The 11,745-nt window shown below is 62.0% G+C and carries 13 protein-coding genes and 1 pseudogene; 11 read left to right on the plus strand and 3 right to left on the minus strand.

All coding sequences use genetic code 11. The features are described from left to right. Positions 1-57: 57 nt before the first annotated feature. Complete coding sequence (locus E2583_RS01080) at positions 58-417, plus strand: hypothetical protein (RefSeq protein WP_291592380.1); 360 nt, start codon at positions 58-60, stop codon at positions 415-417. Between the two features lie 123 nt (positions 418-540). Then, positions 541-1,701 (plus strand): 3-deoxy-7-phosphoheptulonate synthase, encoded by a 1,161-nt coding sequence (locus E2583_RS01085; protein ID WP_291592382.1) that lies wholly within the window; start codon positions 541-543, stop codon positions 1,699-1,701. Positions 1,702-1,796: 95 nt separating this feature from the next. Here the strand turns inward: E2583_RS01085 and E2583_RS01090 are convergent, their stop codons facing one another. Continuing rightward, positions 1,797-2,168: a YqcC family protein gene (locus E2583_RS01090; protein ID WP_291592384.1), complete on the minus strand. Its 372-nt coding sequence runs from the start codon at positions 2,166-2,168 to the stop codon at positions 1,797-1,799. A 391-nt stretch (positions 2,169-2,559) separates the two neighbouring features. On the opposite strand from E2583_RS01090, the gene E2583_RS01095 reads away from it, so the two are divergent. Then, on the plus strand, positions 2,560-2,877 hold the full coding sequence (locus E2583_RS01095) for a hypothetical protein (protein WP_291592386.1): 318 nt from the start codon (positions 2,560-2,562) through the stop codon (positions 2,875-2,877). A gap of 145 nt (positions 2,878-3,022) precedes the next feature. Here E2583_RS01095 and mpl read toward each other — a convergent pair whose 3' ends face one another. After that, positions 3,023-4,441, minus strand: coding sequence for a UDP-N-acetylmuramate:L-alanyl-gamma-D-glutamyl-meso-diaminopimelate ligase (mpl, locus tag E2583_RS01100; RefSeq protein ID WP_291592387.1), 1,419 nt, complete (start codon positions 4,439-4,441; stop codon positions 3,023-3,025). Positions 4,442-4,484: 43 nt separating this feature from the next. Between mpl and E2583_RS01105 the strand changes: the two genes are divergently transcribed. The 8 genes from E2583_RS01105 (at position 4,485) to E2583_RS01140 (ending at position 11,281) form a co-directional block, all read left to right on the plus strand. Beyond that, on the plus strand, positions 4,485-4,670 hold the full coding sequence (locus E2583_RS01105; protein WP_148729085.1) for a hypothetical protein: 186 nt from the start codon (positions 4,485-4,487) through the stop codon (positions 4,668-4,670). A 44-nt stretch (positions 4,671-4,714) separates the two neighbouring features. Next, positions 4,715-5,317: a hypothetical protein gene (locus tag E2583_RS01110; RefSeq protein WP_291592389.1), complete on the plus strand. Its 603-nt coding sequence runs from the start codon at positions 4,715-4,717 to the stop codon at positions 5,315-5,317. Next, positions 5,310-5,861: a TlpA disulfide reductase family protein gene (locus tag E2583_RS01115; protein WP_291592390.1), complete on the plus strand. Its 552-nt coding sequence runs from the start codon at positions 5,310-5,312 to the stop codon at positions 5,859-5,861. Before E2583_RS01110 ends, E2583_RS01115 begins: the two co-directional genes overlap by 8 nt. A 147-nt stretch (positions 5,862-6,008) precedes the next feature. Beyond that, entirely contained in the window at positions 6,009-6,464 is a 456-nt protein-coding gene (gene accB / locus E2583_RS01120) for an acetyl-CoA carboxylase biotin carboxyl carrier protein (protein WP_291592392.1), read from the plus strand. Between the two features lie 124 nt (positions 6,465-6,588). After that, on the plus strand, positions 6,589-7,947 hold the full coding sequence (gene accC, locus E2583_RS01125) for an acetyl-CoA carboxylase biotin carboxylase subunit (protein WP_291592394.1): 1,359 nt from the start codon (positions 6,589-6,591) through the stop codon (positions 7,945-7,947). A gap of 144 nt (positions 7,948-8,091) precedes the next feature. Further along, the gene (gene prmA / locus E2583_RS01130; protein ID WP_291592396.1) at positions 8,092-8,982 is read left to right on the plus strand and encodes a 50S ribosomal protein L11 methyltransferase; all 891 of its coding nucleotides are present in this window, start codon (positions 8,092-8,094) and stop codon (positions 8,980-8,982) included. Between the two features lie 61 nt (positions 8,983-9,043). Continuing rightward, entirely contained in the window at positions 9,044-10,270 is a 1,227-nt protein-coding gene (locus E2583_RS01135; protein ID WP_291592398.1) for a zinc-ribbon and DUF3426 domain-containing protein, read from the plus strand. A gap of 111 nt (positions 10,271-10,381) precedes the next feature. Beyond that, entirely contained in the window at positions 10,382-11,281 is a 900-nt protein-coding gene (locus E2583_RS01140; RefSeq protein WP_291592400.1) for a carbohydrate kinase family protein, read from the plus strand. A 105-nt stretch (positions 11,282-11,386) separates the two neighbouring features. On the opposite strand, the pseudogene E2583_RS01145 reads toward E2583_RS01140, so the two are convergent. After that, a pseudogene (locus E2583_RS01145) lies at positions 11,387-11,745 on the minus strand (hypothetical protein); the annotation flags it as partial.

An 11,745-nucleotide genomic window follows, 5' to 3' on the forward strand; every position in this document is an offset into this window, starting at 1 on the left:
GGGATTTTCCGCCGAAAGCAAGACCCCGCTCTGCATGGCAGACCGGGGTCTTGTCGTTTGGCGGGCGGCGAACGCTGGCCGCAAGCTGCGGCCAGCCATCTGCTCAGAGGGTTTTTCAGGGGCGTTCTGACGGCGAAGCGCAAATATTGCCGATTTGCTGGAAAATTGCACGGAACCTTGGTTTTATGGTTTCTTGATGAAAAATATTCTGAATATATAGAAAAAACGCAAAAAAATTGCATCCTCTTGAGTGCACGGAAAATGCGTCATGTCAGAGGGGAAGCCTGTTTTGACCGAACTGCTGCACCGGCCTGGGATGTTGCAATGCAAAAGAGCTGTGCTACATTGAAAGACATGCAAACGCAACGCGCTTATTTCTTTTACTTTTGGTTCTCGCCCACGGCGGCTGAGAGGTAAACGCGCGCACCCTGCAAACACCTCCCAAAGAACCGCCGAAGCTGCAAAGCCCGGCGGTTTTTTTTCATCCCTACGTTTCAGCAACCCCGGTTTCAACGATCAAACACCTCACGAAAGATTGCCATGACTGCTCTGAACACTTCGTCCACCGATTCCTGGTATCGCGCCGGCTCTCCCAAGACAGGCCAGACCGACGACGCACGTATCAAGGAAATCACAGTGTTACCCCCTCCAGAGCACCTCATCCGCTTCTTCCCCATTCGCGGCACCGCCGTGGAGACGCTGATCGGCGATACCCGCCGCAGCATCCACAACATCATGCGTGCAAAAGATGACCGCCTGCTGGTCATCGTCGGTCCTTGCTCGATTCACGATCCCGCTGCTGCGCTCGACTACGCCCGCCGCCTGGCCGTGGTCCGCGAGCAATACAAGGACACTCTGGAGGTGGTGATGCGCGTCTATTTCGAGAAGCCCCGGACCACGGTGGGCTGGAAAGGCCTGATCAACGACCCCTACCTGGATCAGAGCTACCGCATCGACGAAGGCCTGCGCATCGCGCGCCAGCTGCTGATCGACATCAACCGCCTGGGTGTGCCTGCGGCCAGCGAGTTCCTGGATGTGATCTCTCCCCAGTACATCGGCGATCTGATCAGCTGGGGCGCCATCGGTGCCCGCACCACGGAAAGCCAGGTGCACCGCGAGCTGGCTTCGGGCATCTCGGCACCGATCGGCTTCAAGAACGGCACGGACGGCAATATCCGCATCGCCACCGACGCGATCCAGTCGGCCAGCCGTGGTCACCACTTCCTGTCGGTGCACAAGAACGGCCAGGTCGCGATTGTGCATACCGCAGGCAATCAGGACTGCCACGTGATTCTGCGCGGCGGCAAGACCCCCAACTACGATGCGGAGCACGTGGCCGCGGCCTGCAAGGACCTGGAGGCGGCAGGCCTCACGCCTTCGCTGATGGTGGACTGCAGCCATGCCAACAGCAGCAAGCAGCATGAGCGCCAGAAGGATGTGGCCCGCGATATCGCGTCCCAGATCGCCAGTGGCTCCAGCAGCGTGTTCGGCGTGATGATCGAAGGCCATCTGGTCGGCGGTGCGCAGAAATTCACGCCCGGCAAGGACGAGGTCTGCGATCTGACCTACGGCCAGAGCATCACCGATGCCTGCCTGGGCTGGGACGATTCCCTGGCAACGCTGCAAGAGCTGTCGCAGGCCGTGAGCCAGCGCCGTGCGGCCGCGGCTGCATGCAAGCAGGAAGCCGAAGTACCGGCCTGATCGACAGAGCGGGTATGAACGACGCAGGCCACAGGGAGTGCTCCCTGTGGCCTGTTTGCTTTGTCCGGATGGAATGGCGCGGCTCGGCTGCTGGTTCAGTGCTTGGTGTCCGGTGCCGACTCCGGTGTCATATCGCAGCCGTTGAGCGTGGCATCGATGCGATTGAGAAGGCGCAGCAGATGCTGCTTGTCAAAGTCGGTGCGCTGCTGCCATTCGTGATCGGCCAGGGGATAGACATGGCTTTGGTGCGGCAGGGTGCCCTTGGCATCGATCACGGCGTGCAGGCGCGGAATGAAAACCCATTGCAGCCACTCGTGCAGCTTGAGCGTGTCGTACATGAAAGGCGTGGTGGATTCCAGGGCCTTGGGGTCCGGCGCGGCGGAAGACCAGAGCTTCTGGACTTGCAGTTCGGCCTCCAGCTGCAGCAGATGCTCGCGTATTTCTTGGTGGATGTTTTCTGCGGTCATGGTGGTGGTTCCTGAAGGCATTGCAAGGGCCTCGCAAATGGCCATTCGTCAAAGAGCTGACGCTTATGTGCGTCCTCGGCCTGTGTTTTCAAGAGCGCCGGGCATGGAGATAACCAGCGGGTTACGAGATCGCAGGAACACTTGAAAAAGACAGCTTTGCCCTTATATTGATGCCAAGTATGTGAGTAATGCTATGAAATTTAAAGATTTTGCATTGCTTTGCACACCTTGTTCCCGTAACCCTTGTGATGCTTGCGTGCTTTCAGGCCTTGCATTGGTTGCCGCAGCGGTTTGCAAGCTGTCAGCTTGCAGCGTCTTCAGCCCCGCGGTCACCATTAAGCTGTGACCACGACAACGGATGGTGCAAGAGTCACCACGTCAGAGGAGATTTATGCGTAGTGAAGTCATCGTGGTTCTGGATGGCGACCGTGAATACCGGGTCGATACCCAGTCGCTGTCCCCAGTGAGTTCGGACGAAGGCCGACGCTGGCTGGACCAGCAGTTTGTCTCGCTCGAGTGCGAGCCTTTGCGGGCGACCGGCAAGGTGCTGCTGGCTGACAAGCTGGTGGTGGTGGCGCGTGAGGCGCGCAACCGTCCCGAGCTGTTCGACAACCAGGACTGGCGCAACAACTATGCGCTGTCCGCTCAGGCCGTGCTGGCCAAGCCCTTGATCCGGGTCGATGTTCCGGCGATGTCGATTAGTTATTGATCCCCCTGAGCCGCTTTGCGACTTCTTCCCCCCTGGGGGACGACGCCTTTGCTGCGGGGCGGCCCTTGCTTGGCATCTCTGGTTTGGTCTGTGCCCGTGCAATGAAAAATGCCCGCGTAGAGCGGGCATTTTTTTGTTCGGGGGCTTATTTCAGCGCTTCGAGCAGCTTGGCGTGTATGCCGCCAAAGCCGCCGTTGCTCATGCAGACGATATGGTCACCGGGGCGGGCGACCGCGGTGATCTGCGCGATCAGGGTCTCGATATCGCCGGCCACCTGAGCACGATGGCCGGGACCCACTCCCATGGATTCCAAGGCCTCGGCGGCATCCCAGTCCAGGCCCGCAGTGTGGCAGAAGACCAGATCGGCGCTTTCCAGAGACCAGGGCAGCTGGCTCTTCATGGTGCCCAGCTTCATGGTGTTGCTGCGCGGCTCGAACACCGCCAGGATGCGGGCCTGCGCACCCAGCTTGCGGCGCAGGCCGTCCAGGGTGGTGCGGATGGCCGTAGGGTGGTGCGCAAAGTCGTCATAGACCTCGATGCCGTGGACCGTTCCGCGCAGCTCCATGCGGCGCTTGACGTTCTGAAAACGCGACAGAGCTTCGCAAGCCACCTCGGCGCTGACGCCCAGATGGTCGGCGGCGGCGATGGCGGCCAGCGCATTGAGCTGGTTGTGCACGCCGGTCAGGCCCCACTGCAGTTGCCCCACTTTCCTGCCGCGATGCAGCACGGCAAAGTCGCCGGGATCGCCATCGGCACTGAAATCGCTGACCGTTGCGCCGAAGCTGCGCACTTCGCTCCAGCAGCCCTGGGCCAGCACGCGGCCCAGGCTTTCCTCCAGACCATTGCTCACCACGCGCCCTGTCGAAGGCACGGTGCGCACAAGGTGATGGAACTGACGCTCGATGGCTGCCAGATCGTCGAAGATGTCGGCGTGATCGAACTCCAGGTTGTTGAGCACGGCCGTGCGGGGGCGGTAGTGCACGAACTTGCTGCGCTTGTCGAAGAAAGCGGTGTCGTATTCATCGGCTTCGATCACGAACACCGGCTCGTCACCCGCCGGGCCGGGGCCGGCGAGAGGGCGTCTGGTCGCGCCGAGGCGGGCGGAGACGCCGAAGTCCAGCGGCACGCCACCGACCAGAAAACCGGGCTGCAGACCTGCGCACTCCAGCACCCAGGTCAGCATGGAGGTGGTGGTGGTCTTGCCGTGGGTGCCGGCCACGGCCAGCACATGGCGACCGTGCAGCACATGCTCGGCCAGCCATTGCGGACCGCTGGTATAGGCGGCGCCGGTGTCCAGAATCGCTTCCATCAGCGCAAACTTGGGCGAGCCATCGGCCAGGCGCTTGCGGCTGACCACGTTGCCGACCACATACATATCGGGCTTGAGCGCGATCTGGTCGGCGCCATAGCCCTCGATCAGCTCGATGCCCAGTTGGCGCAGCTGATCGCTCATCGGCGGGTAAACGCCGGAATCGCAGCCCGTCACCTTGTGACCGGCTTCTCGTGCCAAGGCGGCCAGGCCTCCCATGAAGGTGCCGCAAATGCCCAGAATATGTATGTGCATGGCCGGGGATTCTACGTTTGCCGACATGACCTGGCGGCGAGCCATGACCCGCCTGGGTACTGGCGGTAACCTTTCTTATCAAATTGATAGCTTGTTGCGCATGATCTATATAGATCTAAATGTGTTTTTACTTTCAGTTCCATACAAAGAGGGTGCCAGCAGCTATCAAAACATTGGCCTCTACGGGCCAGGTCAAAGTGCGGTCATTCATCTGGGTCACAATGCGTAAATGACCTGCTGCGCTTGCTGCGGTGGGCGTGATGAAATGGCGCTATGAGTTTGGATAACGTGACTGCTGAAATCGCTCAGGCAGCGGCTCGTCTGGTGGTGGAGGAAGGCCTGGAATGGGGTCCTGCCAAGCAGCGGGCCGTGCGCCAGCTCGGTCTGCCCGGCCGCTCGGCGTTGCCCGATAACGACCAGCTTGAAGAGGCCGTGCGCGAATATATAGAGCTGTTCTGCGGCGACACGCAGCCGCAGGAGCTTCAGGCGCTGCGCGAGCTGGCCCTGGTCTGGATGGACAGGCTGCAGGAGTTTCGCCCGCATCTGGCAGGAGCGGTGTGGCGCGGCACGGCCACGCGGTTGTCGGACATCTATCTGCAGCTGTTCTGCGACGATCCCAAGTCGGCCGAAATAGCGCTCATCAACCATCATGTGCAGTACGAGCCGAGCACGGTCACCGGCTTTCAGGGCAAGCCGGTCGAGGCGCTTTCCGTTCACGCACTGTGCAAGCCGATCAACGAAACCGTGGGCGTGCACCTGCTGGTCTACGACCACGACGACATGCGCGGTGCCATGAAGCCCGACACCCATGGCCGCAGCCCGCGTGGAGATGCCAAGGCCTTGCGCAAGCTGCTGCAGGAGAGCCGCAATGAGTGAAAACACCCCTGAGAACAAGTCGACCAATGGCTCGCGCCGCCTGTGGCTGACCGGCGCGGTGGCCGCAGTCGCGGCCGGGGCCGGCGCTGGTGTGGCCTGGTGGCGCAGCCAGCCCCGTGGCATGGGGCCTGGCGTCGAGGCGCAGCTGTGGAGTCAGACGTTTGAAACCCCCGACGGCAAGCCTTTTGCCATGGCCGATTTGCAGGGGCGCCCCCTGCTGGTCAACTTCTGGGCCACCTGGTGTCCGCCCTGTGTCAAGGAGCTGCCCATGCTCAGCGATTTTGCGGCGCAGCAAGGCGCAAAAGGCATCCAGGTCGTGGGGTTGGCGGTCGACAAATCCGAAGCCGTGCTGCGTTTTTTGCAGCGCCAACCTGTGCAATTTCCGGTAGCCATTGCCATGCAAGGGGGATTGGGGCTGACCCGGAGCCTGGGCAACTTGCAGGGAGGGCTGCCATTCACGGTTCTTTTTGATGCCAAGGGACAAATGCGACAACGTAAAATAGGGGAGCTTTCCCGCGAAGATCTGACAGATTGGAGCAAATAGAGCGAATGAACATTGCTCTTGTCGTCAGAAAAGTGTAGGTAACTAAATTCCATGGCGACGTTAGTGAAAAATATCTGCCAATGCACGCAGAAGGCCGAATTTGAGGTAAATTCGCGCCCTGTTTAGAATTACGTCGCTGGAGCTCCCATGGATTTGCGAAAACTCAAGACCCTTATTGATCTGGTGTCCGAATCGAATGTGTCGGAACTGGAGATCACCGAAGCAGAGGGCAAGGTCCGTATCGTCAAGAGCGAAGGTGTGGTCCACCAATACGTTGCAGCCCCCGTGCAGGCGGCTCCCGTGATGGCAGCCCCCGTGGCTGCCGTTCCCGCAGCTGCCGCGCCTGTGGCCGCTCCGGCGGCCTCAGAAGGTCATGTGGTCAAGTCGCCCATGGTCGGCACCTTCTACCGTGCCTCCAGTCCTGGCGCCAAGGCCTTTGTGGATGTGGGCAGTCAGGTCAAGGAAGGCGACACCATCTGCATCGTCGAAGCCATGAAGATCCTCAACGAGATCGAAGCCGACAAGAGCGGCACCATTGTTCGCGTTCTGGGTGAAAACGGCCAGGCTGTGGAATACGGCCAGCCTCTGTTCGTGATCGAGTGATAGATCATGAGGCGTTGCATGCAGCTTGCATTGCAGCGCCGAGGTGCGCTAGCCACTGGCTGCGCGACTGAGTCATTGGCAGTGGTCTGTGCTGCTGCACAGGCACCAAGCTGCGAGGAACTTCATGTTTAAGAAAATTTTGGTTGCCAACCGGGGCGAGATCGCCCTGCGCATCCAGCGCGCTTGTCGTGAGCTGGGGATCAAGGCGGTGATGGTGTATTCCGAAGCCGACCGTGATGCCAAGTACGTCAAGCTGGCCGATGAGGCCGTGTGTATCGGTCCGGCGCCTTCCCCTCTGTCCTACCTCAACATGCCGGCGATCATTTCGGCTGCCGAGGTGACCGATGCGGAAGCCATCCACCCCGGCTACGGCTTCCTGTCCGAGAACGCCGACTTTGCCGAGCGCGTGGAAAAGAGCGGTTTCACCTTTATCGGTCCGACGCCCGAAAACATCCGCACCATGGGTGACAAGGTGTCGGCCAAGCAGGCCATGATCAAGGCCGGCGTGCCTTGCGTGCCGGGCTCGGACGGCGAACTGCCCGACGATCCGGCACTCATCAAGCGCATTGCCAAGACCATCGGTTATCCCGTGATCATCAAGGCCTCGGGCGGTGGTGGCGGGCGCGGCATGCGTGTGGTGCACACCGAAGCTGCATTGATCAATGCCGTGCAGATGACCAAGGCCGAGGCCGGTGCAGCTTTCGGCAATCCTGCCGTCTACATGGAAAAGTACCTGCAGAATCCGCGTCACGTGGAAATCCAGGTGCTGGCCGATACGCACAAGAATGCCGTGTATCTGGGTGAGCGCGACTGCTCCATGCAGCGTCGTCACCAGAAGGTGATCGAGGAAGCGCCGGCTCCGGGCATTCCCCGCCGTCTGATCGAGAAGATCGGCGAGCGCTGCGCAGCCGCCTGCAAGAAGATCGGCTATCGCGGTGCGGGTACCTTCGAGTTCCTGTACGAGAACGGCGAGTTCTACTTCATCGAGATGAACACCCGCGTGCAGGTGGAGCACCCCATCACCGAGCTGATCACGGGCATCGACATCGTGCGCACCCAGATCATGATCGCTGCTGGCGAGAAGATGCCTTTCACGCAGCGTCAGATCGAGTTCAAGGGCCACGCGATCGAGTGCCGTGTGAACGCCGAAGACCCGTACAAGTTCATTCCCTCGCCTGGTCGCATCTCCACGTGGCATGCACCCGGCGGTCCCGGAGTGCGTGTGGACACCCATGTGTACAACAACTACTTCGTGCCGCCCAACTACGACTCCATGATCGGCAAGATCATCGCCTACGGCGACACCCGCGAGCAGGCCATGGCCCGCATGCGCACCGCCTTGCTGGAGACCGTGGTGGAAGGCATCAACACCAATATTCCGCTGCACCAGGATTTGATGGTCGATTCCAAGTTCATGGAAGGCGGCACCAACATCCACTACCTGGAAGAGTGGCTGACGCATCGCACGCCCAACAAGCGATGAGATCAGGAGCCTTGTCGCTCTGAGTTCCCATGCTGGCCTCTGGCAACGGAGGCCAGCATTTTCGTTTTTCAGGAAAGTGCAACTTGCGTGCTCGTCATCGGCCCCGGCCTGACATGAACCGCGCAGTTGCTAGAAAGGATGGCCATGTTTGAGCTGAGCCTGCTGTGCCCCGAAGATCGGGTCGAAACCGTTAGCGAGGCGCTGGATGCGCTCGATGCATTGAGCGTCTCCGTCGAAGATGCCGATGCGCAGACCGAAGCCGAGCAGGCGCTGTTCGGCGAGCCCGGCATGCCCGCGCCCAAGGAGGGCTGGAACCGCAGCCGCGTGATCGCCCTCTATCCCAGCGAAGCCGCGGCGATCGAGGCGCGTGATCTGCTGCTGCCGCAGGACTTTTTCGAAGGCTGCAAGATTCTGGCCGTCAAGCCCGTGCCCGAGCAGGACTGGGTGCGCCTGACGCAGTCGCAGTTCGAGCCCGTGGACATCACGCCCGAGTTCTGGATCGTGCCCACCTGGCACGAGCTGCCCGAGCAGGCCAAGGTCAGCATCCGTCTGGACCCCGGTCTGGCTTTCGGTACCGGCACCCATCCCACCACCCGCATGTGTCTGCGCTGGATTGCGCGCCAGCCCCAGGCGACTCTGGGACGCACGCTGGACTACGGCTGCGGCTCGGGCATCCTGGCCATTGGTGCCGCCAAGTTCGGCGCGACCGATGTGGATGCGGTGGACATTGATCCCGCCGCCGTGGAGTCGACCAACTACAACAGCAGCGCCAATCATGTGGAGGTCAAGGCCGGTCTGCCCGATGCGGCCGATGGCGAGTACCAGACCGTGCTGGCCAATATCCTGGCCACGCCGCTCAAGGTGCTGGCGCCGCTGCTGTGCGGCCGTGTCCAGGCCGGTGGCAATCTGGTGCTGGCCGGCATTCTGGAGCGCCAGGCCGACGAGCTGAAGGAGGCGTACGCGCCTTACCTCAAGCTCGAGGTGGCCGACAGCGAGGACGGCTGGATTCTCATGACCGCCCGGCGCGCGGCCTGATCGAGAGACAGACCCGCCACCGGCCGGTGCGCGGGTGGTTGCTGCCTACAATGACACCTTGATGAGCCAAGTCACCCGTTGCCCTTCCTGTGGAACCCGCTTCAAAGTGGTTGCCGACCAGCTGCGCATCTCGCAGGGCTGGGTGCGCTGCGGGATGTGCCAGAGCGTCTTTGATGCCTCGCAGGATCTGCAGTCCGTGCCCGACGAGCTGCTGCAGCAGGACGGTGCGGAAGCGCCGCAGAAGCCGGTTGTACCGGAGCTGCAGCCGAAGGAGGCGGGAGAACAACGGACGCCGTTCCCGTCGCATCGGCATGCCGGGGATGCTTCGCTGACCGCCCCCTCCTTCGGTGTGCAGGAGACCGATGCCTTGCAGCATTCGGATCCGGTTGACTCGGCAGCAGCTGGCACGCAGGCCCCGGAGTCCGCGCAGGCAGCACAGCGCGATCCCGATCCGTCCGGGCCGATGCCCGGGGTGGCGCAGGCGCCGCCCTCGCATGTCGATCAGATGCGCTCTCTGCATGAAGAGGATGCGGCGGTCGGCCAGCAGGATTCGCCGCAGGGTTCGGGGGAGCCGGAGTTGCGGGTGTCGCCAACGCCGCGCGAGGCCTGGATGTCCGGGGCCGCGCACGATCTTGAGGGCGAGGCTCAGCGCGATGGAGTCTCGACCGAGGCGCTGCTGCTTGCCGATATCGGCGATATGCACTCTCTCAGGGAAGGGGGGGAGGCGCTTGCGGATGCGGATCAGGGTGACGCTGCCGCGCCAGCCGGCGAGGAGCCCGGCTTTGTGCGGCAGGCCCGTCGCCAGGCTTTCTGGCACTCGGCAGGCATGCGCGTGGCGCTGGTGCTGGGTTCGCTGGTGGCGGTAGCCGGTGTCGTCGCACAGCATGCCTGGCAGCAGCGCGACGGGCTGGCTGCACAGTATCCGGCGCTGGCTCCCGTGCTGGCCAAGGCCTGCAGTCTGGCGGGGTGCGAGCTACAGGCTCGCCGCGCGATTGGCGATGTGGTGATCAGCGGTTCGGGCTTCAAGCAGCTTGCCGATGCCCATCAATACCAGTGGAGCCTGACTCTGGAGAATCGCTCCGATGTGCCGGTGGCCATGCCCATGGCCGAGCTGACCTTGACCGATGCACAGGACAGGCCGTTGCTGCGCCGAGTGATCGACCTCGGGCCTCTGGGGGCCCCGCAGCAGTTGCATGCCCGCCAGGAGTGGAGCGTCAGCGTGCCTGTGCAGGTGCTGGATCTCGACGCTGCCGTGGCGGGTTACCGGGCGCTGGTTTTTTACCCCTAATACGGCTTGTGCCAATTCGGATCAGGCAAGGTGTCTCGTCAATAGAAATGCCCGCTGTACATCCTTGTTGGCGCAAGCCCCCCTTCATTCATTTCTGAAAGAGAACGTACCATGGCCGCTTTGATCTGCGGGTCGCTGGCATTCGACAACATCATGACCTTTGAAGGTCGTTTTGCCGACCAGATTCTTCCCGATCAGCTGCACATCCTCAATGTGTCGTTTCTGGTGCCCACGCTGCGCCGTGATTTTGGCGGCTGTGCCGGAAATATTGCCTATGGCCTGAAGCTGCTCGGTGGCGATGCTCATCCCATGGCCATGGTGGGCAGCGACGGCGCGGACTATGTGCAGCGCTTCAGGGAGCTGGGCATTGAAACGCGCCACGTGGGCCAGCTGCAGAGCACGCATACGGCGCAGTGCATGATCATGACCGACCGTGACAACAACCAGATCACGGCCTTCCACCCCGGAGCCATGATGCAGGCGCACGAGAACCGGATCACGGCCGATATGGCCGCCGAGATCAAGGTCGGCATCATTGCTCCCGATGGCCGCCAGGCCATGATCGACCACGCCGCCCAGTTCAAGTCTGCAGGCATTCCCTTTGTGTTCGATCCGGGCCAGGGCCTGCCCATGTTCAACGGCGATGAACTCAAGGCCTTTATCGCGCAGGCCGACTGGGTGGCGGTGAACGACTATGAAGGCAAGATGCTCAGCGAGCGCACAGGCCTGAGCTTTGACGAGATCTCGCGCAAGGTGCGCGGTCTGGTCGTGACCCTGGGTGCCGAGGGCTGCGAAGTCTGGCAGCAGGGTGAGAAGACTCTGGTGGCGCCGGTGAAGCCTGCCGCCGTGGTCGATCCCACGGGGTGCGGCGATGCCTGGCGCAGTGCCTTCCTGTTTGGCCTGGAGCGTGGCTGGGATCTGCTGCGCTGCGCCGAACTGGGCAACCGCATGGGCGCGCTCAAGATTGCGCATCGCGGTCCGCAGAACTATCAGCTGGACTTCCAGCCCTGATTCGAGGTCGGTGCCTTGAGGGCGCCGATCGGGGTGCCTGCAAAAAAGCCCGAACTCTCGCCAGAGAGTTCGGGCTTTTTTATGGCGTGCAGGTCAGCGAACCGATCAGGGCTTGTTGCCTGTGGGGAAGGGCCAGGCGGCTTGAGGTGCCAGGCGGGTCTGTGCCACGGGCGCAGTGGTTTCGGTCACGGCAGCAGGTGCAGGTGCGGCAGCTTTCTTGGGGGCAGCCTTCTTGGGTGCAGCGGCCTTTGCAGGAGCAGCGGCCTTGGCAGCCGTTGCAGCCTTTTTCGGGGCAGCAGCCTTGGCAGTCGTTGCAGCCTTCTTGGGTGCGGCAGCCTTGGCAGCGGTTGCAGCCTTCTTGGGTGCAGCAGCCTTGGCAGCGGTTGCAGCCTTCTTGGGTGCAGCAGCCTTGGCAGCGGTTGCAGCCTTCTTGGGTGCAGCAGCCTTGGCAGCGGTTGCAGCCT

Source organism: Comamonas sp. (assembly GCF_009360615.1).
In the GTDB taxonomy this organism is placed as follows: domain Bacteria; phylum Pseudomonadota; class Gammaproteobacteria; order Burkholderiales; family Burkholderiaceae_C; genus Comamonas.

What these genes read in the sequence shown, in the direction of transcription:
- E2583_RS01085 (WP_291592382.1), top strand. Translation starts at nt 541, where the DNA reads ATGACTGCTCTGAACACTTCGTCCACCGATTCCTGGTATCGCGCCGGC.
- E2583_RS01090 (WP_291592384.1), bottom strand. Translation starts at nt 2,168, where the DNA reads ATGACCGCAGAAAACATCCACCAAGAAATACGCGAGCATCTGCTGCAG.
- E2583_RS01095 (WP_291592386.1), top strand. Translation starts at nt 2,560, where the DNA reads ATGCGTAGTGAAGTCATCGTGGTTCTGGATGGCGACCGTGAATACCGG.
- mpl (WP_291592387.1), bottom strand. Translation starts at nt 4,441, where the DNA reads ATGCACATACATATTCTGGGCATTTGCGGCACCTTCATGGGAGGCCTG.
- E2583_RS01105 (WP_148729085.1), top strand. Translation starts at nt 4,485, where the DNA reads ATGACCCGCCTGGGTACTGGCGGTAACCTTTCTTATCAAATTGATAGC.
- E2583_RS01110 (WP_291592389.1), top strand. Translation starts at nt 4,715, where the DNA reads ATGAGTTTGGATAACGTGACTGCTGAAATCGCTCAGGCAGCGGCTCGT.
- E2583_RS01115 (WP_291592390.1), top strand. Translation starts at nt 5,310, where the DNA reads ATGAGTGAAAACACCCCTGAGAACAAGTCGACCAATGGCTCGCGCCGC.
- accB (WP_291592392.1), top strand. Translation starts at nt 6,009, where the DNA reads ATGGATTTGCGAAAACTCAAGACCCTTATTGATCTGGTGTCCGAATCG.
- accC (WP_291592394.1), top strand. Translation starts at nt 6,589, where the DNA reads ATGTTTAAGAAAATTTTGGTTGCCAACCGGGGCGAGATCGCCCTGCGC.
- prmA (WP_291592396.1), top strand. Translation starts at nt 8,092, where the DNA reads ATGTTTGAGCTGAGCCTGCTGTGCCCCGAAGATCGGGTCGAAACCGTT.
- E2583_RS01135 (WP_291592398.1), top strand. Translation starts at nt 9,044, where the DNA reads ATGAGCCAAGTCACCCGTTGCCCTTCCTGTGGAACCCGCTTCAAAGTG.
- E2583_RS01140 (WP_291592400.1), top strand. Translation starts at nt 10,382, where the DNA reads ATGGCCGCTTTGATCTGCGGGTCGCTGGCATTCGACAACATCATGACC.